The organism is Alteromonas sp. CyTr2 (assembly GCF_947311905.1).
GTDB lineage: Bacteria > Pseudomonadota > Gammaproteobacteria > Enterobacterales > Alteromonadaceae > Alteromonas > Alteromonas macleodii.
In genome coordinates, this window is record NZ_CAMZMZ010000016.1 from 60,317 (window position 1) to 82,512 (window position 22,196).

Below are 22,196 nucleotides of genomic sequence, written 5' to 3' on the forward strand. Positions count from 1 at the left end.
TTTGCATCCGTTTATAAATTAATCAATTTATGTTGACGGCTTAGTCATTCTGCTGCACACTCAATTTGTAAACATATTGTTAACGGCAGTGTTTAGCGCTTTGCGCTGTGTTTGTGTTTCCTTGGTTTTACGGTTAGTCCGTGTGTTCTCCCTGCCTCACAACAATATTTTTTAAAATAATAACGTTGGTGAACAAGGCAGGACTTTATGATTTTAAATCATTTAATTGGTATTTACACTCATCCAAAAGAAGAGTGGCAAACCATTGATACCAAACACGAAACCTATTTTTACGCGCTTACCCATATCGCTTTTATATCTCTCATTCCATCACTCGTGGCCTATTATTCCAGTGCCCATACTGGCTGGAGTATCGGCGCAGGTGACATAATTCGCCTTAGCGAAAATACCGCAATTATGATGGGTATAGGCATGTATTTTGGCTTAATTGCAGGCGTGGTCGCATTGGCCGTACTTATTCATGAGTTGGCTAAAGCGTTTGATGCGACGCCAACTTATACGCAGTCGCTGGAACTTGCGGCCTACACGGCTACACCGTTGTTTATGGTGGGCTTCGCAGGTCTTTACCCAGAACTCTGGGTAGTGATGACGGCGCTGTTAGTCGGTATTAGCTATTCGGTATACCTGCTCTACTCTGGCGTGCCAATTTTGATGCATATGCCAGAAGATAAAGGGTTCATTTACTCAAGCTCGGTAGTGACATGTGGGCTAGTATTGCTCGTTATTCTAATGACAGGTTCAGTTTTGGTGTGGGGACTGTCCGGCGGACCAGTATTTGTTCACTAGCCTCTTTCATTGAAATAAAGCATTAAAAAAGCCGCTTTAAAAAGCGGCTTTTTGTTATATCAAAGAGCGTCTTACATTAATCAGCGGCATCAATATTATGCACATCAAGATTGCTAAGCTCTGCTTGTACCACTGGCGCTTTTCTTGACGCTTCACCGCGCGACATATCAATTCGCTCAAGGTACTCTTGGTCGATATCCGCAGTAATATAGTTCCCATCAAAAACAGACGTTTCAAAACGCTGAATGGTTTCGTTCTCTTCGCGAACGGCATCCACCAAGTCAGAAATGTCTTGGAAGATAAGGCCATCTGCTTGGATAAGCTCTGCAATTTGATCGATTTCACGACCATAAGCAATCAGTTCGTTTGCCGATGGCATATCAATACCATACACATTTGGGAAACGAATTTCTGGAGCAGCTGACGCAAAGTATACTTTCTTCGCACCTGACTCACGCGCCATCTCAATGATTTGACCCGATGTAGTACCGCGCACGATAGAGTCATCGACAAGCAGTACACTCTTATCTTTAAACTCAGATGAGATTGCGTTTAGCTTACGGCGTACTGATTTTTTACGCATGGTTTGGCCAGGCATAATGAAAGTACGGCCAATGTAGCGATTTTTAACAAAGCCTTGGCGATATGGCAAATCCAGTGTGTTCGCGATTTGAAGCGCCACATCCATCGACGTTTCAGGAATAGGAATAACCACGTCGATATCCAGATCTGCCCATTCGCGCTTAATTTTTTCACCTAGCTTACGGCCCATGTTTACACGCGATGCATAAACTGAAATGCCATCTATAAAGCTATCTGGGCGAGCAAAGTAAACAAACTCGAAGATACACGGAGAGGTTACTGGTTTTTCGGCACACTGTCTGGTGTGCAGTTGACCTTCTTCGGTAATGAATACCGCTTCACCTGGCATTACATCGCGCACAAACTGGAAGCCAACAGCATCAAGCGCAACGCTTTCAGATGCCACCATCCATTCCTCACCCAGCTCGCTCATACGCTTACCGAGTGCTAGAGGACGAATACCGTGCGGGTCGCGAAACGCTACAATACCTTGGCCGATGATCGCCGCAACGACTGCGTAGGCACCACGAATTTTCTTATGAACTTTCGTTACCACTTCAAAAATGTGTTCGGCACTTACGCTTAAACCTGCTACCTGCTGCAGTTCATGCGCAAGAATGTTAAGCAATAATTCTGAATCTGAGGTGGTGTTGATGTGGCGGCGTGCAATGCGGAATACTTCTTCCTGTAGCTCATGGGCGTTGGTGAGGTTGCCGTTATGAGCAAAGGCAATACCAAACGGCGAGTTCACATAAAACGGTTGCGCCTCTGCAGAGCTTGATGTACCCGCGGTAGGATAGCGAACATGGCCAATACCCATGTTGCCAGAGAGCCTCTTCATATGACGCGTATGGAAAACATCTCGAACCAAACCATTTGCCTTACGCAAATTAAACATATTTTGGTCGATAGTCATTATGCCTGCGGCATCCTGTCCACGGTGTTGAATAACCGTTAGACCGTCGTACAGTGACTGAGCTACGGGCGTTTTACCAACTATTCCGACTATACCACACATGTGCGTTACCTATTTCAAGCGGGATTTAAGAAACTGGAGGAGTCTTTCACATAGCTGAAAAACCACTCAATGATGACACCAAACTCTGGAATGAGTACCGATGCTTGCCACCAATCTGAGGAAGCTGCACCAGTAAAGGTATCCATAAAAAAGAGCAATGCGCTAACTATAAGCACGCCACGCAGTGCGCCAAAAACTATACCGAGGGCCCTATCTGTTCCAGACAGCCCAGTTGCCTGAACCAATTGGCTAATCACGTAATTGATCATGCCGCCAAGAATGAGCGTGGTGACAAACAATGCTGCAATTGCAGCACCGTTTTTTAAGTAAGGATCGTCAATGGCTGTGAAGTAAACGGCGAGGTCAGCGTAGAAGTTGCTTGAAATAAAGAGTGCAGCAAACCATACCACTAACGAGATGGCTTCTTTAACAAACCCTCTGATCAGGCTTATTAAGGTAGATACCGCAATGATACCCAGTATGGAAAAGTCTACCCAGTTCATCGTCTCTTTATTGCGTTGATGTTGCTTTTTATCGTAAAGCAACGAGCCTTTGGCGAGATGGCGCGCATTCTAACAGAAGATAAAAATATTGCTAGTCTGTAATACCAATCCCTGTTGCTCTGTCCGTGCTTAATTCGACAAGCACCAGGAACAATGCGCACTATTCAACTTTGAACGTAGTGACCTTACCTTTAAGACTCGTGAGTTCCTTTAAGTGAGGTAGTGCCGATTCCAGTTTTTTCTTGTCTAAATCTGGGCCAACGAAAACTTTATTAAGCGGGCCAGAACTGGTTTGAATTTTGCGACTAAACGCACGATACCCAGCCTTTTCCAGTTTCGTCAGCAGTGCCTTCACGTTTTTCTCGTGTCGGAAGCTGCCAAGTTGAATAACCCAACCAGCGTCATCGTCTGCGGCACTTTTTGTATTAACCACCGTTTGGCTTGCTAGATTGTCCTCTTCTTCAAAGGTTTTCACCGCTGGCGCTTTTGCGGTAGTGGCTTCACCTGCACGACCACTTTCCCCTGCGCCAGAAGAATCCAGATCATCATCTAATGCCGTTTCATCTTGAATTTCAACCGCTGGCACCGCAGCTTTCGCCACGCGCTCTGATGGAAAAGATTCTGGCTCTACGATGGGCTTTTTAGGCGGATTAGCAGGAACAGAGACAAAAGGTTCTCTGTTTGTTTGCTTTTTGCCATCAAGAAAGTCTGGTAAAAAGATTACCGCTAGGGCGACAACAATAATTGTCCCCACCAGTCTATTCTTTAACGCCGATGTCACTGTGCTCTCCTGCTTGAATACACGGTTTTACTCTACAATGCGCGTGTTAGTTTTGCTCAGCAAGCACGTCTGCTACGGTAACAAAAGAACCAAAAACGAGAATAAGTTCGCCAGTTTGATAATCTGCAAGCGCGCGCTGATATGCCGAGGTCACGTCCTGAAACGTGTCTATATTCTCTATGGTTGTGCCGGCATTAACAAGTGCATTTTCAAGTACTTCTGCCTTGCAGCCCCGAGGACCACTCGTTGACGCTACGTACCACTTGGCATTAAGTGTCGCCAGTGGCGCTAAGGTCTCTGCAATAGACTTATCTTTTAGCATGCCCACCACAACGCGCATTTGGCTTACATCGTAACGGTTTAGCCAATCTTGCATAGCTGTCGTCGCTTGTGGATTATGGGCAACGTCTACAACTACTAACGGGGAATCACTGATAGTCTGCTGGCGCCCCGGCATGGTGGTGTTCTCAATAATATCTCTTACCACGCTTTCTTCGGGCAGCAAATCTAGTAGCTCCAGCGCGGCCAACGCTGTACTCGCATTTTGAAGTGGAATTTTAGGATAAGGTAGCGACGTATAACTATTGCTCTTCCCTTTCCAGCTCCACTCACTGTAATCACTTGCTACCACTGTTTCGAAATCTTGTGTAGCCCAACGTACGTTAGCTTGTAGCTCGTTAGCCACATCGTAAAGCGATGATGGAGGAAACAGCTCACCAACTACTGCATTGCCGCTTTTGCGCATAATGCCCGCTTTTTCCCGAGCAATTTTTTCGCGGGTATTACCAAGCCAATCTTGATGGTCAAGATCGATAGTCGTAATAACAGCCAGATTGGGGTCAATAATGTTGGTGGCATCCAAACGTCCGCCTAGGCCTACTTCAAGAATGACCACATCAACAGCCCATGACTGCATCATTTTCATGGCAGCCAGTGTACCGAACTCAAAGTAAGTTAGAGTAATAGGTTCGCCACCCGTGTCTTTTCGCGCGCTTTCAACAAACTCAAATGCATTTACAAATTCATCGGCAGGCGGTAATTCGCCGTTGTAACGCACGCGTTCACGATAGTCGGTTAAATGGGGTGAACTGTATACCGCAACACTTTTGCCTTGCGAAAGCATGGCCTGCTCAAGTAAGCGGCACGTTGTGCCTTTACCGTTTGTGCCTGCAACAGTAATAACCAAAGACTGGCTAAGTGAAAGTGCCATGGCATTGGCCACTTCTTTCACTCTGTCTAGCCCCATATCGATGGCGCTAGGATGAATAGATTCTAGGTAGGATAACCACTGGCTCAGGCTTTTTTGCGAAGATGAAGACGCTGAAGCGTTTTCTGCGTGTGGCGCTGAGCCAGTATTTAAATTGTTTTCGTTATTCACTAATTCTTATAATGCAACTTAACCAACAGGCTGTGTAATCTATCACGCATATCTCTGCGGTCAACAATCATATCAATTGCACCTTTCTCAACAAGGAACTCACTGCGTTGGAAACCTTCAGGCAGCTTTTCTCTTACTGTTTGTTCGATTACGCGAGGACCCGCAAAGCCGATTAGCGCTTTTGGCTCGGCTACGTTTACGTCACCAAGCATCGCCAAACTTGCAGATACACCACCCATTGTAGGGTCTGTAAGTACACTAATATAAGGCAGGCCTTTCTTACTCATTTTAGCAAGCGCTGCAGATGTTTTAGCCATTTGCATTAGCGACATCAGTGCTTCTTGCATACGCGCACCGCCACTAGCACTAAAGCAAATAAGCGGCATATCGTTTTCTAAGCATGCATTAACAGCAGCAACGAAGCGAGCACCTACAACCGATGCCATTGAGCCGCCCATAAACGCAAACTCAAAACACGCAACCACTACCGGCATACCTTTTAGCTTGCCCTGCATTACCACTAGCGCGTCTTTCTCGTTCGTTGCCTTTTGTGCAGCAACGATACGGTCTTTATAGCGCTTAGAGTCTTTAAACTTAAGTACGTCTTGCGGCTCGTGCTCTGCACCTAACTCAACGCGATCGCCATCATCTAGGAACGCATCGATACGGCGGCGTGCCGTAATACGCATGTGATGGTCACATTTAGGGCAAACTTCCTGAAGTTTTTCCAGTTCGCTCTTATACAGCACTGCTTGGCATGAACCACACTTCGTCCAGATACCTTCTGGTACGTTACCTTTGGTTGATGTTTGCGTGCGAGGAAGAATTTTTTGAATCCAGCTCATGGAAATTGAATCCTTTGTTTTTTGTTTGCCGACCATGACGATTGATGTTTGTTCATACTTGTGGTCAACAACACATTAATTTTTTAAGTTTCATACTGTATTACAAAGAAAAAATACGTAACACAATAGAACAGCTACCTAATATAGCGCGCTATTAGACCACAATACAACGAAATGGAAAAAACAAAACTGGTCTTAGAAGTTGGCAAGGGATGATTTGAAGATACACGCTTCAATACAACCTGAGTTAACTGCTTGCCGATGTGCAGCTAACTCAGATTGAAAAATTTAAAGGCGAAGGTAGATAGATTAGGCTTCTGGAAGGAATAGTGGTCCTAAAGGCGGCTTAGGTAAACCATGCTCGTCAGGGTATGTGACGTCAACCAAGTACAACCCATTTGGCTTCGCCGTGGCTGCAGATTTGCTTCTGTCTTTCAGGCTTAACAAGTGAGCTATCCAATTTACATCTTGCTCCCCTGCCCCAATCTCAACAAGCGCGCCCGTGATATTGCGAACCATATGATGCAAGAATGCATTGGCGCGAATATCGATAATAACGTATCGCCCTTGGCGATATACGCTTACGTCAGTAACGTTGCGAAATGGTGTTTTACTTTGGCACAACGCTGCGCGAAAAGAGGTAAAATCTTGTTCGCCTAGCAAGGCTTGTGCGGCAACATGCATTTTTTTCTCGTCTAATTCGCGGTGGATATGGGTAACCCCTGAATGGAGAATAGCAGGACGCATTTTCGCATTATGAATAACGTAACGATAGCGGCGATGGGTAGCAGAAAAACGTGCATGGAAGTCATCGCTGACGTTCTTTGCCCAGGTAACAGCAACAGAGTTAGGCAGATTCGCATTTACGCCGAGTGTCCAAGCGCGCTCTGAGCGTGGTGCATCACAGTTAAAGTGAACCACTTGCCCAGTAGCGTGTACACCAGCATCGGTACGTCCAGCGCACTGCACTTCAATGGGTTCGTTGGCTACTGTCGATAGTGCCTTTTCAAGATGTTCTTGAACACTTGGTACTTCACGCTGGCGTTGCCATCCGTATACAGCAGCACCGTCGTATTCAATCCCTAAGGCAATTCGCCCCATATCTGTATGACCTCGTTTCTGAAAAGGCGCTAAGTGTAGTCATGTCGCTTGCAACATGCAATGCCGCTAATACGCAAAACTCTTTTAGGTCATAGAAAATAAATGTACATCACCTAAAACAAAAACGGCCTGCGTATCTTGTAAATACACAGGCCGTTCATTATGTCTGGCGAACAATCTATTGTGTGCGTCCGCACAGATTATCTAGGCGATATTCGCTATAATCGCTGCAGCTTCCTGTTTTTGCTCTTCGCTACCCTCTTTCATTACTTCTTCAAGCAACTCTTTTGCAGCGTCCACATCGTCCATTTCAATATAAGCGCGAGCTAAGTCCAGGTTAGCGTTCTGCCCTGCGTCTTTATCTATATCAATCACCGTATCTTCATCAGATACACCTGTGAAGTCAGATAAACTTACATCAAGATCTAGTGCTTGGCTATCCGGGTCAATAGCGTCTGCATCATCGCCATCGTCCATTAAAGCCTCTACATCAAGGAAGTCTTCTGGTGGCGTTTGCGCGTCACTTTCACCATCGACATCACTAAGTAAGGCGGCAAGATCTAAATCAGGGTTATCGAGTTTAAGATCATCCTCTTGAGCCTTTTCAGTCTCAACGGATTGAGCCTCTTGTTCGTCCTCTTCAATTTCAGTTGGCGTGGCAATATCCAATTCCACATCATCTGGAATTTCAAGGTCGTCTAATGCAAGTTCCGAATCATCTTCTTCAAGGGCGAAAGTATCTTCGTCGTCTTCTTGCTCAGACTCAAAAGCACCATCTTCGTCTAGCTCAAAGGTTTCATCTTCTTCGTCTAGTTCAAACGTATCATCGCTTTCGTCGAATCCAAGGTTGTCGCCACTCCCTTCTAACTCGAATGTGGCTTCATCATCTTCCTGCTCAAGTTCGAAAGTATCTTCACTCTCTGCTGAAGATGCTTCTGGATCCTGACCGTCGTCATCACTTTCAATTTCACTGGTGTCGACATCACTTGTATCAACAATAGCGTCTGACTCAAGACTTTGAAGAAGCTCATCGAATTCCGCACTGTCAAGATCGTCAAGAATCTCGTTGTCGTCTACATGATCATCGTCACCGGAAGCAGACAACCAGTCGTCAAGGCCTGGAACATCGTCAAGTTCGTTAAAGTCTTCTTCGCTGTTCTTATCTGAATCGCTTTGGTTTAAATCAGTTTCTTCAGGCGAGCTCGATTCTTCAGCAGCAGTAGATTCTGATGATATTTCGTCACCTTCATCTTCACCGTCTACTACACCGTCAATTTCTTGCTCTAATTCAAAGCTTTCTACTTCGTCATACGCAGCGTTTAACAGGCTGTCGTCGTATTCATCACTGTCTTCTGCTGAAGCATCTTCCGCTGGCGCTGATGGCTTTTCCGTATCCATCTGACTGAACGAAGGAATATCATCCATCATCTGTCTTTCAAACGCTTCAATAGCGTCATCTAGTGGATCGTCTGACGTTTGCCCTGCCTTTTCTTCAACGTCTTCATCGACAGCGTCGAGCTCTGGCTCTACGCCTGTTTCTGGCTGTAGTTCTGCCTCGGCTTCCGTTTCTAGCTCTACTTCATCTTCCGAGTCGGTTTCAGGCTCAGCTTCGAATTCTAGCTCTGATTCTGGCTCTGGCTCAGATTCAAGTTCCGCCTCTAATTCAGGCTCAATCTCAGTGTCTTGTTCTGCATCTACTTCAGTGCCAAACTCTGGTTCACCTTCGGCTTCCGCCTCTAGCTCTACTTCATCTTCCAAGTCGGTTTCAGGTTCAGTTTCAGGTTCAACTTCAGTTTCAGGTTCAACTTTTTCTTCTGGTTCTTGGTCTTGTTCTGTTTCAGAATCGATATCCTGTTCTAATTCAGATTCAGCTTCAAATTCTAGCTCTGATTCCGGCTCCGGCTCAGATTCAAGTTCCGTTTCTAGTTCAGGCTCAATCTCAGCGTCTTGTTCTGCTCCTATTTCAGTGCCAAACTCTGGCTCTGAATCTAGTTCTGACTCTGGTTCACCTTCGGCTTCCGCCTCTAGCTCTACTTCATCTTCCAAGTCAGTTTCAGGTTCAGCTTCAGTTTCAGTTTCAGGTTCAACGTTTTCTTCTGGTTCTTGGTCTTGTTCTGTTTCAGAATCGATATCCTGTTCTAATTCAGATTCAAGCTCAGGCTCAGCTTCAAATTCAAGCTCTGACTCCGTCGCTGGTTCAGACTCAAGTTCTGTTTCTAGTTCAGGCTCAATATCAGCGTCTTGTTCTGCTTCTACCTCAGTGCCAAACTCCGGCTCTGAATCTAGTTCTGACTCCGTTTTCCCCTCGGCTTCCGTCTCTAACTCTACTGCATCTTCCGAGGCGGCTTCAGGCTCAGCTTTTTCTTCTGCTTCTTGGTCTAGTTCTGTTTCAGAATCGAAATCCTGTTCGAATTCAGATTCAGAATCAGCTTCAAATTCTAGCTCTGATTCCGGCTCCGGCTCAGACTCAAGTTCCGCTTCTAGTTCAGGCTCAATCTCAGCGTCTTGCTCTGCTTCTACTTCAGTGCCAAGCTCTGATTCTAGTTCTGACTGCGGTTCACCTTCGGCTTCCGTCTCAAGCTCTACTTCATCTTCAATGTCAGCTTCTAGCTCAGCTTCTGGTTCTGACTCAAACTCGACTTCAGGTTCGAACTCTGCATCTGTTTCATCATCTGGTTCTATTTCAGACTCAAGCTCAGAAAGTAGCTCGTCTGTCAGCAAATCTACATCTTCACTGCTTTTAGATTCTTCAGCTTCTAGTTCAGCAAGTAACTCATCAGTTAGCGGGTCGCTAAAATCATCTTCGCTTGCATCTTCTTCATCGCCTTCAGGCGTTTCAAGGCCTACGTCTTCATCGTGAGCTTCTGGACTAACTTCAGGCTCGCCATCTAACTCTGCTTCAAGCTCTGCAAGTAGTTCATCAGTAAACGGATCGTCAAAATCACCTTCCTCATCGGATTGAGTAGGTAACTCGCTAGAAGCGCTTTCATTAAGCTCTTCATCAACTGAGGGCATTTGATCCGCTGAAGGCATTTGATCCGCTGAAGGCTCTTCAGCAAGCTCATCTTCCGCCTGTAGTTCAGCAATAAGCTCATCGGAAAGAGGGTCACTGAAGTCCGCGTTAGTTTCGATTTCGTCGGTGACTATTTCGTCTAAATCGTCGGTAATGGCATCAAGACTCTGAATAGACTGCGGCGACGGCGAAGACGTTGTTATTTCTTCCTCGAGATCATCCTCGTCTTCGTCACCTTCTTCACCCAAGCCACCCATCATTTCGATTTGCTCAATTTCATTTAACAAATCGTCGGTGATTTTATCAATTTCTTTATTTTGCTGATTAATCTCGTCGTCGAGCTTGCTTAGCATATCCTCATTGATAAGGTCGTCATTGCTGTCTAGCTCATCAGTAAGACCTGCATCAACGCCGTGCTCTTCTAGCAAATCGTCAATACTGATTTCAGGCTTATCGTCCTCATCTTCTACGGTTGGCAAAGAAGAAACACTTTCTGTTTCTTCGTCAGCGTCAGATAAATCATCAACCGAGCTGGCAAGCAAAGCGTCGATATCGTCTTCATCAACATTGTCAGATTCTGCGGTTCCGTTGACCTCAGCCAGTATGTCGTCAGGGTCTATGTCGCCCGACTCATCTAGCTCATCACTCTCAAGTTCTGCCGCGTCTTGGCTTTGTACATCATCAAGCAAGTCATCAATGTCAAAATCATCGGCATCTGTCGATGCAGCCTCGTCAGCAACTTCCGTCTCTGGCTCGCTTTCATCGGCAGCATCTTCATCAAAGATGTCGTCATCCCCTGACAGGTCGAAGCCTTCAAGGTCGTCAGTGTCGTTTTCGTTTAATACTTTATCTGACAGGTCATCGTCATCAAACAGACTATCTAGTTCACTTTGATCAAGCTCATCATCGCCAGCTTCAAACAAGTCATCACTGCCATCGTCTGGCACCAACATGTCGTCTTCAAGGTCGGCGAAGGTTTCTAGTTCGTCATCTAGGCTTTCTTCTAAATCTGAGGTAAGTACGTCATCAAGTAGGTCGTCGTCATTGAACAAGTCATCATCTGACAACTCTGCTTTATCATCAAAGTCAGGGGCCAGTGCACTTGAAAGATCGCCAATGTCAGAATCAGGTACCGGCACTTCATCGTTATCGGCTGTAATCGTAGGTCCAGCCGCAGGCGCTTCGTCAGGCTTACTATTACGTTTTAGCAGCCACAGGATAAGGCCACCTACTAACAATAGTGACAGAATTGCAGAGCCTATGATTAGACTGAGTGGGCCGCTAAGCGCGCTTAAAAAAGAAGACTGCTTTTCTGCTTCGCGCTGCGCTTGCTCGGCCTTGATCATGTCGAGCAATTCTTGCTGAAGCGCCACTTGCATATCTAGTTGGCTCTTAACATCTCCTTCGACTTGCCCACGCAAGGTTTCAAGTTCGCCATTAACGGCCTCAACACGCTCGTACAAGCGTCTGTTTTCGTTAAGAATTGCTTCAACATTTTCCAATGAGGCTGCAAACTGCATACGCAGTTCGTCGAATTGTCGGGTTTGCTCCTGATCCAAGCGAGTGATTTTCTGCTCAATATCAGTTTGGGTTTGCGTTAAGTCTTGTTGATTGACTAAAGGCGATGCAGGCTTGATATTTCTTACGCTACTGCCGGGCTTATTAAGCATTTCAGCAAATGCCCTATCATCCTGCTCAGCGCGCATCTGGGCTTTTTGCTTATCAATTCTGGCGATATAGCGTTCTGATGGTAGCTTTAATACCGCACCATCAACTAATAAATTTAAATTGCCGTTTTCAAAGGCGTTTGGATTGAGCTCGTAAATGGCGGTCATAACCTGATATACGCTCAGGTTATTATTTTGGCGATAACGCTCAGCAATACGCCATAGGGTATCGTTGGCGTCGATAGGGCCATATTCTAGGCCTGAATACTGATCAGTTGCGTCTTTGGGACCTTTTAAGAAGGTAGCGCGTTCTTGTGCATCAACAGTGATGATAGGGCCAGACAAACAAAGTGTTAGTAAAAGTAAGCCCGTCAAATGCAATTTCATAGCAGTCCTATATGCCCTCAAGCGTATTTACCACCCGAGACGTATGGGCGGATTTTCTAGCCAATCAGTACGGAAGAAAATATTGGCTTTTATTTTTATTCTTAAGCCACCTTGAAACCATTAATAATCAAGCTAGCGTTTTACAGTCTTTATGAACTTAGCAGTAAGATTTATTTGCGCTTTTTAGAGTTCTTACCCTTCGCCTAAGTGTCTGACTGAGTATTGTTTTTAACGTTGTTCTATTCCTAACTCTACAAACTATAAACCAGTTATTAAGGGTGATCTAGTTAGACAGTAGTATTGGATCACTCTAATGCTCAAATTTTCACTAAAAGCCGTCGAAAGTAGTATCAAGCACAGTCTTTCTATTTCATTGCATACCGCCGCTTCATTGCATTAAATGCTTTTTTCAATTGCAGCAGGCATTACCCTTTCATTGCGTATCGGCAAGCACAGAAAAATGTTTACCTTTTCCTGTGCTTATCCGATTAATCAGAGGCTGTGTCTCTGTAGAATACTTATAAGTAGTCGCGAATAAGTGTCTCAGCAATTTGAATGCTGTTTGTCGCTGCACCTTTGCGAATGTTGTCTGACACCACCCACAAATTTAAACCACAAGGGTGAGTAATATCATTCCTGATACGCCCTACATGCACAATGTCGTTGCCGCTAGCACTGCTTACTTGCGTTGGGAATTGCTCATTGCCGTCGTAAACTGTTACGCCTGGCGCATCGGCTAAAAGCTCTTTAACATGCTGCGCATCTATTGGCGAACGCGTTTCAAGGTGAATGGCCTCAGCATGTCCGTAGAAAACCGGCACGCGCACAGCCGTCGCGTTTACCAAAATACTTTGATCGCCCATGATTTTTTGGGTTTCCCACAGCATTTTCATTTCTTCTTTGGTGTAGTCGTTGTCTTGGAATACGTCGATTTGAGGTATGACATTAAAGGCAATTTGGCGACTAAACGACTCTGGCTTTACTTCACGTGCGTTTAGCAAACCTGCGGTTTGTTTAGCCAGTTCTTCCATGGCTTCTTTACCTGCACCAGAAACTGACTGGTATGTGCACACGTTAATACGGTCAATACCAACAGCGTCTTGAATAGGTTTAAGTGCAACCAACATTTGAATGGTTGAGCAATTTGGGTTCGCAATAATGTTTCTATTGCGAAATTCTGCCAGTGCATGGGCGTTAACTTCTGGCACCACAAGTGGGATATCTGGCTCGTAACGAAACTCTGAAGTATTATCGATAACAATACAGCCTTCCTCTGCCGCTATCGGAGCAAATTTTGCAGAAATGCTGCCTCCAGCTGAGAAAAAGCCAAATTGCACTAATGACCAGTCGAAATCATCAGCATCTAATACTTCAATGTCTTCGCCTTTAAACGACACGGTACTACCTGCTGAACGTTTACTGGCAAGCGGATACAAACGGTTTACCGGAAAGTCTCGCTCTTCTAATAGTTCAATCATGGTTTGGCCCACTAGACCTGTGGCGCCAAGTACCGCTACGTCAAACGCTTGCGACATAATGCTTTATGCTCCTAATATTAAAATAACTAAACCAGACTTACGTGAAAGCCCAGTTTGGTGAATGTGTCTTGGATTTGCTTACTGGTGTTTTTTGGCAAGTGTAACGCATAGGCGCTGCACTCGCGACGCACTCTGTATTGCTTGCGCAATGTAGAGAACGTATTTGCTATGTGTGTCTCTGGCGTTTCATTATGGCCTGACGCAAACGCGTTTCGCGTTATCTCATCGTCAATAGCTACATCATACACATTGTGGAATACGGCAATGAGATCCTCAACCGACAACCGCACCGCCTCAGGCGAATTTAACGCAACTTTGATCGGATTGGTTTTCTCTAAAAAGTCGCTAAGCACTTTGTCTGGGGCTTTGCCCACTACGTCACAAATTTGCTCGTAAATCATTTGCGTACCGCGCACTTTGCCTTCTACAGAGTGCCCCGCGATATGTGGTGTAACGAACCAAACATAGTCAAATAATGCTGTATTTATGGCAGGCTCATTGTCGAATACGTCGAGTACCACCGTTGGCGGTTTTTCACCTCGAAGTACACTAAGTAGTGCCACTTCATCAATAACCTCACCCCGGCATGCATTTATAAGCAGCTGGTTTGACGTTAATCCTTCCAGAAACGCTTCGTCTATCATCTGATATGTAGGATATTCGCCGCCTTTAATAAAAGGCACGTGAAGCGAGATAACATCGCACTTTGCTATTTGCGCTAAGTCTACAAATGACTGACCGTTATGCTCCTTCTTACCAGATTTTGCTAGCGCTTGCTGTAGCGGTGGGTCATACAGACAGTGTTTAACGCCAATTGCCATTAAAATTCTTGATAATGCAGTTCCCACATTACCAGCACCTACTATTCCCACTGTCGCATTATATAAATCGATCTTTTGGGCTTTTTGCGCGTGCAGCAAAACACTCAACACGTACTCGGCAACCGCTACGGCATTACAGCCTGCTGCACTGCTATGCATAATACCCACGCTATCTAAATGCGTTTTATCTAGATGATTGGTCCCCGCCGTTGCCGTAGTAACAAACTTGAGCTTGCTAGCGCTGGTCAGCAGTTCAGGGGTAACCTTGGTGGTAGAACGTAGCGCAAGAATATCTACATCGCGCAGCATTTCAGGCACAAGAGATTGCCACGCATAGGTTTCAATCTCACCTACGCTATTAAGGTAATCGGTGCCAAACGGAATGGTATCTTCAAGAAGTATTTTCATGGCGCTAAGTGTACCTTAACTTAGGCTTTTAGTAACCAAGCGCCCTTGATTTATCTTATCGGTGATTCGTTTAATTTACGTCATTTTGATGCACGTTTGGCCGCAACATTAAAGAGACGGCCGAAGTTCATACAATCCTTTAACACGGGAACGCTTGAAGCAAACCGCTTTAGCTCACGTTTTTTGTCCACTTCATCCGTTGCGAACGTGGTATTGGATAACGTTAACTTTAAATAGTTACTTGTCGTAACCAGGGAAACGGCGTTCAACGCGTCGTTTAATACCCGGCCATGCTAACGAACCACCAGCCTGCCGGGTGACTTGATCGGCTTGTGTACGAATGCCATCTAGAATTGCCGAATGAATTGGAATAAGCGGTTTGCCTGTGGCCTGCGCTTTTAACTGAATTTCACAGGCGCGCTGCATAATAAACATAAACAAGAATGCATCGGGAATATTGTCTGCACAGGTTAAAAGCCCGTGATTGCGCAAAATCATAAATTGGGTATCGCCAAGGTCGCGAACCAATCGCACTTTTTCTTCTGGGTTTAGCGCCACGCCTTCGTAGGCATGATAGGAAAGCGACGCCAGCGGAAAAAGCGACTGTTGCGAGTATGGCTGCAACCCTTCTTCTAAAATGGATACCGCCACACCTTCTGCTGTGTGCAAATGCAGGACACATTTTGCATCGTATCTAGCCTCATGAACAGCGCTATGAATAGTAAAACCTGCTGGGTTAATGTCGTACTCACTTTCCATTACCTTGTTACCGTGAAGATCAACTTTAACCAAGCTTGATGCAGTAACTTCATCAAACATTAAACCGTAAGGATTGATCAAGAAATGATGATCAGGCCCAGGAACACGGGCAGAAATATGGGTGAAAATAAGGTCGTCCCAACCATACATAGCAACTGCGCGATAACATGCGGCAAGGTCAACACGGGTTTGCCATTCTTCACTGCTAACTTTCGACTTTACTGAATCTGTCATAGATTTACTCTTTTAACGTACAAATTAATTTCATTTGAGGCGGGAGCCCTAGGTGGAAGGCTCGATACCTTGAACGTTTCAATTAAACTTCCACTAACTTTCTCTTACCACCTACATTACGCGCTGTAATTGCTATACACTGTCGCATATACGACATTGTAAGAAATTTGTTAAATGGAAAAATTTAAACCTGTTCTCGCTAGCTCTACTTGGTTTGGCGCGCTCCCACCCTATTTGCAGGAAGCCATGTTCGACAAGATGCGTCTAAAACACCTAAAAGCTGGGCAGCAACTGCATGCCAAAGGTGAAGACGGTGTCGGTTTTTATGGCGTATGCGAGGGCCGTTTAAGAGTTGTTACAGTGGGCGTGGATGGTCGCGAAATGCTATTTGCGCTTCTGGGCCCCGGCACCTGGTTTGGTGAGATATCGATGTTTGACGACCTCCCCCGTACTCACGACAACTTCTGCGAGACAAATTGCACGGTAGCGATTATTCAAAAGAACGCGTTTAAAGCACTGCTTGAACAGTTCCCTGAACTCTACCCGCATTTTACTCGCCTTTTATGCACGCGCGTGCGCAGTGCGTTTCAGTTTATTGACTCAAGCGCGGGGCTTAGCCTTAAGCACCAGCTGGTAAAACGGCTTTTAATGCTTACCACCAGTTACGGTCAGCATTTGCCCAAACATAACGCGATTACACTTACCCTTTCGCAAGAGTCTTTAGCGCAAATGATAAATAGCAGTAGGCAAACGGTGAACCAGTTATTAGGTGAACTTCAACAAGAAGGTTTGGTAAAACGGCATTACGGGAAAATCACTATTCCCGAGCCAGATACCTTGTTTAGTCGTTATCAGTTTATTTGACTTGACGCTTCAGCCACATTACTGGGTCTTTCCTCCGTATTTCAATCGCATAGATGTATAGAGTATTTCATCTGTTGATGAAGTACCCTAATAACGAAAATGCCGTCATCGACTTTTTTATAGAAGACCATGTGCCTATGAACTGGCAGTTGAAAGTAATTCTTTCTGATATCCTCTGCTGAAGTACCGATACTAGGTTTTTCCGCCAGAATGACTAGAGCTTCGTGTAGGGCAACAAGATAGGCTTCAGCTTGAGTTACGCCATGAATATTGGCTGAATAATCGTAAATCCCGGAGATAACTTCCTCTGCTTTATTGGAGAGGGTATATTTATTCATTCTGAGGCTCGAGTTTTCTTAACTTGAATAATATCTAAAACATTCTTATCACTTTTCCCACTCAATTCACCTTCTATGAGAGCTAAGCTAATTGCCTCTCGCTCACTCTGATTGCGACGCACTAAATCGCGAATATAATCACTAGCATTAGCAAATTTGCCAGTTTTTACTTGTTCATCAATCCACGTACGCATTTCGTCAGGAAGCGACACATTTAAAGTTGCCATTGTCTATTTCCGAATGTCCACCATTTGCAAATTATGGCAAACATTGACAAAGATTGCCGATTGAGTAATGAAAGTTGGTTTAACCGATAGCTCAGAGCACTTAGTTAAACGACAAATTTAGCGTCACTCGAAACACTGCGCTTAATAAAAATTTGACATTCTGCTTCACGGACAAAACACACAATTACAATCGCTTAAGCGGCCGCTTCTGAAAACACAGGTTTTATTTAAAAAATACCAATAAAAAAAGGGCGTAAACACAAGCACCCACGGTGCTCAGGTTTACGCCCTTTTGTCTTCTTTGAAACTTCTTAACTGAAGTTAAAAAAGCTTACTGGTTCAAGCGGTTTTAATTAACCGTTATAACGCTGCATAACAAGCGTTGCGTTAGTGCCGCCGAAACCAAAACTGTTAGACATAATTGTGTTTAACGTTGCTTCACGTGCTTGGGTAACAATATCTAGCCCTTGTGCCGCGTCGTCTAGCGTGTCGATATTAATTGATGGCGCAATAAAGTTATTCTCCATCATCAACAAGCTATAGATAGCTTCGTTTACACCCGCAGCACCTAGTGCGTGACCTGTCAGTGACTTAGTTGCACTAATAGGTACGCCCGCTTGGCCAAACACTTCTTGAATCGCCGCAAGTTCCTTCACGTCACCTACAGGCGTAGATGTGCCGTGGGTATTCAAGTAATCGATTGGCGCATCGATATTTTGCATTGCCATTTTCATACAGCGAATTGCGCCTTCACCCGACGGTGCAACCATGTCGAAACCGTCTGATGTAGCGCCGTAACCTACTACTTCGCCGTAGATTTTTGCGCCGCGTGCAAGCGCGTGCTCAAGTTCTTCAACAACAACCATACCGCCGCCGCCAGAACTTACAAAGCCGTCGCGTGCTGCGTCATAAGTACGTGATGCAACGGCAGGATTGTCGTTATATTTAGAGCTTAGTGCGCCCATAGCGTCGAATTGGCTTGATAGTGACCAATGTAGTTCTTCGCCGCCACCGGCGAATACTACGTCTTGCTTACCAAGCTGAATAAGCTCTAGCGCATTACCAATACAGTGGGCACTAGTTGCACACGCAGAGGCAATTGAATAGTTCACGCCACGAATTTTAAACGGTGTCGCTAAGCAAGCCGATACCGTAGATGCCATACAGCGAGGGACCATGTATGGACCAACACGCTTAACGCCTTTTTCGCGAAGAATATCAGCAGAAAGTACTTGGTTTTCAGAAGACGCGCCACCTGAGCCAGCAATAATACCTGTGCGCTCGTTTGAAATGTCGCTATCTTCTAAACCAGAGTCTGCAATGGCTTGTTGCATCGCCACGTATGCGTAGCCTGCCGCATCGCCCATAAAGCGCATAGCTTTACGGTCAATATGGTCTTTCAAATCGATGTCGATGTTGCCCCAAACTTGGCTGCGAAGGCCCATTTCGGCGAACTGTTCTGAAAATGTAATTCCAGACTTACCCGCTTTAAGTGAAGCAAGTACGTCTTCTTTATTTACGCCGATGCTTGATACGATACCAAGACCGGTGATAACTGCTCTTCTCATAGTTTACCCTTTGCGTTGTTGCGGCTTATGGTAACGATTTTGAATGGTAAAGTGGTCTGCTCTGCCAATTGCCATACTCAAATTTGCTAAACTTGAGCGTTGCAGTAGCTGTTTCAATTCTGGGCTTATGTATATAAACAGGTAGTTTCCCACTTCCCTTCTTTTTCGTTTCTGCCGTCTTTGTCTAAGCTTTCTTGTTCAGAATATTTCCAATGTAGCATGAATGCACAGGGTCATGACCAGCGTTAATTTATACCTTCATAAAACCTTCAAAATAGCTTTAGCGGTTTCTTTTATTAAGTAAATTGGGCTCTAAGTTTGTTCTTAAATATTTTACCCGTATCTTCTCTGGGCAGAGTATCGAGCATTTGCAACATTTTAGGCCACTTGAACCGTGCCAGTTTGCCATCTAAATACCCGTGTAGCGCATCAATCGACAGCGCGTTGTCGGGTGAGCATTGAACAGCCACCACGACTTTCTCGCCATACTCAGCATCAGGCACACCGAATACCGCGCAGTCTGCAACCTCAGGCATTTCTATGATGACGCTTTCTATTTCAGCAGGAAATATATTGGCGCCACCTGAGATGATCATGTCTTTTTTCCTATCGCAAATATATAAGTAGCCATCTTCATCCACATAACCCATATCACCTAATGTCGTGAATTCACCAACATGTAAGTCGCTTTGCGTGCCCGTAGTATTGGTATATTTGAATGGCGCGAACATGGAAAGGTGCGCATATATAACGCCAACACCACCTACTTCGCACTCCTCTTTATCGTCGCTCAGTATTTTAATCGCGGCACCAGGAATGGGCTTACCCACTGAATTTGGCTTATCTAATGCTTCTTGAGATGAAATTAGGGTCATAAAGCCTAATTCACTAGCACCATAAGATTCATAGAAAATTGGACCAAACCAGTTAATCATTGCTTCTTTCACATCGCTTGGCAGTGCTGACCCGGTTGATAAGGCAAAACGCAAACTTGAAGTGTCGTATTTGCTTCTTATCGACTCGGGCAGTTTGAGTAGCCTCACCATCATAGTGGGAACAATATAGGCGTGAGTCAGCTTAAACCGCTCTATGTCTTGTAAAAAGCGTTCGGGATCGAATTGAGGCTCAATGTATACATCAATATTACCCGCCGCTAAACAGCAGAGCGTAAGCGCATGTGGTGCACTGTGATAAAGCGGTGCCGAGACGAAAAAGCGATCACCTATTGATAGCTGCATTAACGCTTCAGACAGCCCTTTAAATATTAAATAAGGGTCTGGCCGCGTTAGGTCTTCATCTCGCTTAATACCTTTAGGTTTTCCGGTACTGCCAGATGTGTAGGGAAACATGCCCTTAAAATGTTTTGGCGGCTCATTGTGGCGCGTTGCGTTTGGGGCAGCTAATAGCGTATCAAGGCACTGGTACTGTGCCCCAGCTTTCGGTTCTTTCGCCAATTCAGAATCACCTGTAAGATGATAGCGCTCTAAAATACTTTCCGGCGTTTTAATCGTGTATATCATTGACAAGGTGGGAACGCGTGACAACGTTTGGCGGTCATTCTCCCCCTTTAATAAGTCGCGATGAGCGAATAGCACTTTAGCGCCACAGTCGTCTAAAATAGGCAAAAGTTCGGCAACAGGGCTGTGCCAATTAAGCAGAACATAGCGCGAACCCACATATCGGCATGCCTCAACTATTTCAAATATATCGACATGGTTTCGCATAAAAATAGCTACCACATCGTTATCGCACACACCTTGCTCAGCCAGTGCACGTGCTATGATACGTGCACGATCATCCATTTCGTCTCTAGTGCGTTTGCAAATGCTTTGACCACATTGGTGAAACACGCCCGCCATACCTTCTCCCTGAACTATCTTGAATAGACCTAGCGCTAAATTTAACAAATTATTTACAATAACAATTAAATAAACGTATTGTTTTTACTGATAGATTTTTATTTGCAAAAGCAATAAGAAAAGAAGAGTTTTAAGCAGGTACAAACTTTTGCGGAAAAACAAAAAGGTGACAGGTAGAATACGCGGCCAAACGTTCGAAATTTAGATAAAACTGAAGATTGCTGTGTTATTAAAAAAGCCAAGAACCATTGCTCTACGCATTTTTCAAAGTGCGGTACCCCGACTTTCTTTTGTGGTGGCTGCCTTTATTATTGCTTCTGCAGCGACTGTCTCAGTAACAGCTGCGCCTATCGTCCTCCCCGCGCTACCAGAGCCAGTTTCAAACAATGCCGTAGCTTCTGTAACCATCGACGACACACAATATGTATTTAGTTTTATGGGGCTGGGCAAAGGCAAGACCCATAAAGACGTGCACAACCGTGCTTGGCAACTTGTTATCAACAACAAAGATAAACCTTTGCAATGGCAAGCCCTTACCCCAGTTTCATCCAGCCTTGCGCTTAAAGGCCGTTTAGCCTCCGTAGCAGTGGGCGTTAATGACAGCATTTATATTTTTGGCGGTTACACGGTTGATGAAGATCACAATGAAATTAGTACCCCAGATGTTTATAAATACGCGCCTGTAACTGGGAAATATACGCTATTAACGCCTATGCCTGTGCCTGTTGATGATGCAACTGCTTTAGTCTACCAAGACCGCTACGTTTACTTAGTTTCAGGCTGGCACAACGATGGCAACGTAAACCTTGTGCAGGTTTACGATACGCAAACCGGCCAATGGCAACAGGCGAGCCCTTTTCTTGGCAATCCGGTATTCGGGCAAGCTGGCGGCATCGTTAATAACACTATGGTAATTTGTGACGGCGTTTCTGTAACACCTCACAGTGATAAACGCCGTAGCTTTGCTGCAGAAACTGCCTGCTTTAAAGGCGTAATTGATAAGAAAAACCCTTTTAAGATTGATTGGCGCACACTTGACCATCCAACGGGTACTGCGCGCTATCGCATGGCGGCAGCGGGCGATAAGGCCACCAATAAAATCTATTTTGTTGGCGGCTCGACTAATCCGTACAATTATAATGGCATTGGCTATAACGGCGAGCCTTCAACTGCAGATGACGCCATATGGACCTTTGATATTTCCGAAGGCACTTGGGTTATCTCGAAAACAGAAGCTGAAGCGCCTACGATGGATCATCGCGGATTAATTAACGTTAACGGTTCTTGGGTTACTATTGGCGGTATGCTTGGCGCGCAGCTCGTAACCAGTAAAGTAACATCGCACTTTTCAACACCTGCAGAAGTGTCCTGTCCCTCTAAAAGCCAGGTTAGCTCTGGCGTTTCAAAACAAGCAACGGATGGGCAAGCTGTTGAAGTAGTGAAAACTGCCTCCAATTCAAAGTGCCAACACAACGACGACATAAACGGAGAAAAATAA

17 protein-coding genes are annotated in these 22,196 nt (G+C 45.1%); 3 read left to right on the forward strand and 14 right to left on the reverse strand.

The genetic code is table 11. The features are described from left to right. The first annotated feature begins 207 nt into the window (after window positions 1-207). Window positions 208-807, forward strand: a complete 600-nt coding sequence (locus QME20_RS10510; RefSeq protein WP_014949940.1) for a Yip1 family protein — start codon at window positions 208-210, stop codon at window positions 805-807. Window positions 808-883: 76 nt separating this feature from the next. Here QME20_RS10510 and purF read toward each other — a convergent pair whose 3' ends face one another. The 10 genes from purF to QME20_RS10560 all read right to left on the reverse strand — a co-directional run bounded on the left by purF (window position 884) and on the right by QME20_RS10560 (window position 15,842). Continuing rightward, window positions 884-2,407 (reverse strand): amidophosphoribosyltransferase, encoded by a 1,524-nt coding sequence (gene purF, locus QME20_RS10515; protein WP_239241510.1) that lies wholly within the window; start codon window positions 2,405-2,407, stop codon window positions 884-886. 14 nt (window positions 2,408-2,421) lie between these two features. Continuing rightward, a complete protein-coding gene (locus tag QME20_RS10520; protein WP_014949942.1) occupies window positions 2,422-2,910 on the reverse strand; it encodes a CvpA family protein in 489 nt (162 codons plus the stop codon). A 160-nt stretch (window positions 2,911-3,070) separates the two neighbouring features. Further along, a complete protein-coding gene (locus QME20_RS10525; protein WP_014976881.1) occupies window positions 3,071-3,691 on the reverse strand; it encodes an SPOR domain-containing protein in 621 nt (206 codons plus the stop codon). Between the two features lie 46 nt (window positions 3,692-3,737). Continuing rightward, a complete protein-coding gene (folC, locus tag QME20_RS10530; RefSeq protein ID WP_281715892.1) occupies window positions 3,738-5,069 on the reverse strand; it encodes a bifunctional tetrahydrofolate synthase/dihydrofolate synthase in 1,332 nt (443 codons plus the stop codon). Next, on the reverse strand, window positions 5,069-5,914 hold the full coding sequence (accD, locus tag QME20_RS10535; protein ID WP_014949945.1) for an acetyl-CoA carboxylase, carboxyltransferase subunit beta: 846 nt from the start codon (window positions 5,912-5,914) through the stop codon (window positions 5,069-5,071). The genes folC and accD overlap by 1 nt, the downstream gene beginning before the upstream one ends. A 309-nt stretch (window positions 5,915-6,223) precedes the next feature. After that, window positions 6,224-7,015, reverse strand: a complete 792-nt coding sequence (gene truA / locus QME20_RS10540) for a tRNA pseudouridine(38-40) synthase TruA (protein WP_014949946.1) — start codon at window positions 7,013-7,015, stop codon at window positions 6,224-6,226. 204 nt (window positions 7,016-7,219) lie between these two features. Further along, the gene (locus QME20_RS10545; RefSeq protein WP_281715893.1) at window positions 7,220-12,082 is read right to left on the reverse strand and encodes a FimV/HubP family polar landmark protein; all 4,863 of its coding nucleotides are present in this window, start codon (window positions 12,080-12,082) and stop codon (window positions 7,220-7,222) included. A 518-nt stretch (window positions 12,083-12,600) separates the two neighbouring features. Further along, complete coding sequence (locus QME20_RS10550; RefSeq protein WP_014949948.1) at window positions 12,601-13,617, reverse strand: aspartate-semialdehyde dehydrogenase; 1,017 nt, start codon at window positions 13,615-13,617, stop codon at window positions 12,601-12,603. Between the two features lie 29 nt (window positions 13,618-13,646). Next, window positions 13,647-14,849 carry a 4-phosphoerythronate dehydrogenase gene (locus QME20_RS10555; RefSeq protein ID WP_168462854.1) on the reverse strand — a complete coding sequence of 401 codons (1,203 nt, stop codon included), beginning with the start codon at window positions 14,847-14,849 and terminating at the stop codon, window positions 13,647-13,649. A gap of 237 nt (window positions 14,850-15,086) precedes the next feature. Beyond that, a complete protein-coding gene (locus QME20_RS10560; protein WP_168462853.1) occupies window positions 15,087-15,842 on the reverse strand; it encodes a class II aldolase/adducin family protein in 756 nt (251 codons plus the stop codon). A gap of 174 nt (window positions 15,843-16,016) precedes the next feature. Here QME20_RS10560 and QME20_RS10565 point away from each other — a divergent pair, with 174 nt between their 5' ends. Then, a complete protein-coding gene (locus QME20_RS10565) occupies window positions 16,017-16,706 on the forward strand; it encodes a Crp/Fnr family transcriptional regulator (protein ID WP_014979674.1) in 690 nt (229 codons plus the stop codon). Between the two features lie 41 nt (window positions 16,707-16,747). On the opposite strand, the gene QME20_RS10570 is transcribed toward QME20_RS10565, so the two are convergent. The 4 genes from QME20_RS10570 to QME20_RS10585 all read right to left on the reverse strand — a co-directional run bounded on the left by QME20_RS10570 (window position 16,748) and on the right by QME20_RS10585 (window position 20,698). Next, entirely contained in the window at window positions 16,748-17,044 is a 297-nt protein-coding gene (locus QME20_RS10570) for a type II toxin-antitoxin system RelE/ParE family toxin (protein WP_049589147.1), read from the reverse strand. Beyond that, complete coding sequence (locus QME20_RS10575) at window positions 17,041-17,271, reverse strand: type II toxin-antitoxin system ParD family antitoxin (protein ID WP_014976888.1); 231 nt, start codon at window positions 17,269-17,271, stop codon at window positions 17,041-17,043. The genes QME20_RS10570 and QME20_RS10575 overlap by 4 nt, the downstream gene beginning before the upstream one ends. Before the next feature lie 353 nt (window positions 17,272-17,624). Next, window positions 17,625-18,839, reverse strand: coding sequence for a beta-ketoacyl-ACP synthase I (gene fabB, locus QME20_RS10580; RefSeq protein ID WP_168462852.1), 1,215 nt, complete (start codon window positions 18,837-18,839; stop codon window positions 17,625-17,627). A gap of 296 nt (window positions 18,840-19,135) precedes the next feature. After that, window positions 19,136-20,698, reverse strand: coding sequence for an AMP-binding protein (locus tag QME20_RS10585; protein WP_281715894.1), 1,563 nt, complete (start codon window positions 20,696-20,698; stop codon window positions 19,136-19,138). 223 nt (window positions 20,699-20,921) lie between these two features. Between QME20_RS10585 and QME20_RS10590 the strand changes: the two genes are divergently transcribed. After that, window positions 20,922-22,196, forward strand: coding sequence for a galactose oxidase (locus tag QME20_RS10590; protein WP_281715895.1), 1,275 nt, complete (start codon window positions 20,922-20,924; stop codon window positions 22,194-22,196).

Coding starts and splice junctions, on each gene's coding strand:
- QME20_RS10510 (WP_014949940.1), top strand. CDS start 208: ATGATTTTAAATCATTTAATTGGTATTTACACTCATCCAAAAGAAGAG.
- purF (WP_239241510.1), bottom strand. CDS start 2,407: ATGTGTGGTATAGTCGGAATAGTTGGTAAAACGCCCGTAGCTCAGTCA.
- QME20_RS10520 (WP_014949942.1), bottom strand. CDS start 2,910: ATGAACTGGGTAGACTTTTCCATACTGGGTATCATTGCGGTATCTACC.
- accD (WP_014949945.1), bottom strand. CDS start 5,914: ATGAGCTGGATTCAAAAAATTCTTCCTCGCACGCAAACATCAACCAAA.
- truA (WP_014949946.1), bottom strand. CDS start 7,015: ATGGGGCGAATTGCCTTAGGGATTGAATACGACGGTGCTGCTGTATAC.
- QME20_RS10545 (WP_281715893.1), bottom strand. CDS start 12,082: ATGAAATTGCATTTGACGGGCTTACTTTTACTAACACTTTGTTTGTCT.
- QME20_RS10550 (WP_014949948.1), bottom strand. CDS start 13,617: ATGTCGCAAGCGTTTGACGTAGCGGTACTTGGCGCCACAGGTCTAGTG.
- QME20_RS10555 (WP_168462854.1), bottom strand. CDS start 14,849: ATGAAAATACTTCTTGAAGATACCATTCCGTTTGGCACCGATTACCTT.
- QME20_RS10560 (WP_168462853.1), bottom strand. CDS start 15,842: ATGACAGATTCAGTAAAGTCGAAAGTTAGCAGTGAAGAATGGCAAACC.
- QME20_RS10565 (WP_014979674.1), top strand. CDS start 16,017: ATGGAAAAATTTAAACCTGTTCTCGCTAGCTCTACTTGGTTTGGCGCG.
- QME20_RS10570 (WP_049589147.1), bottom strand. CDS start 17,044: ATGAATAAATATACCCTCTCCAATAAAGCAGAGGAAGTTATCTCCGGG.
- QME20_RS10575 (WP_014976888.1), bottom strand. CDS start 17,271: ATGGCAACTTTAAATGTGTCGCTTCCTGACGAAATGCGTACGTGGATT.
- fabB (WP_168462852.1), bottom strand. CDS start 18,839: ATGAGAAGAGCAGTTATCACCGGTCTTGGTATCGTATCAAGCATCGGC.
- QME20_RS10585 (WP_281715894.1), bottom strand. CDS start 20,698: ATGGCGGGCGTGTTTCACCAATGTGGTCAAAGCATTTGCAAACGCACT.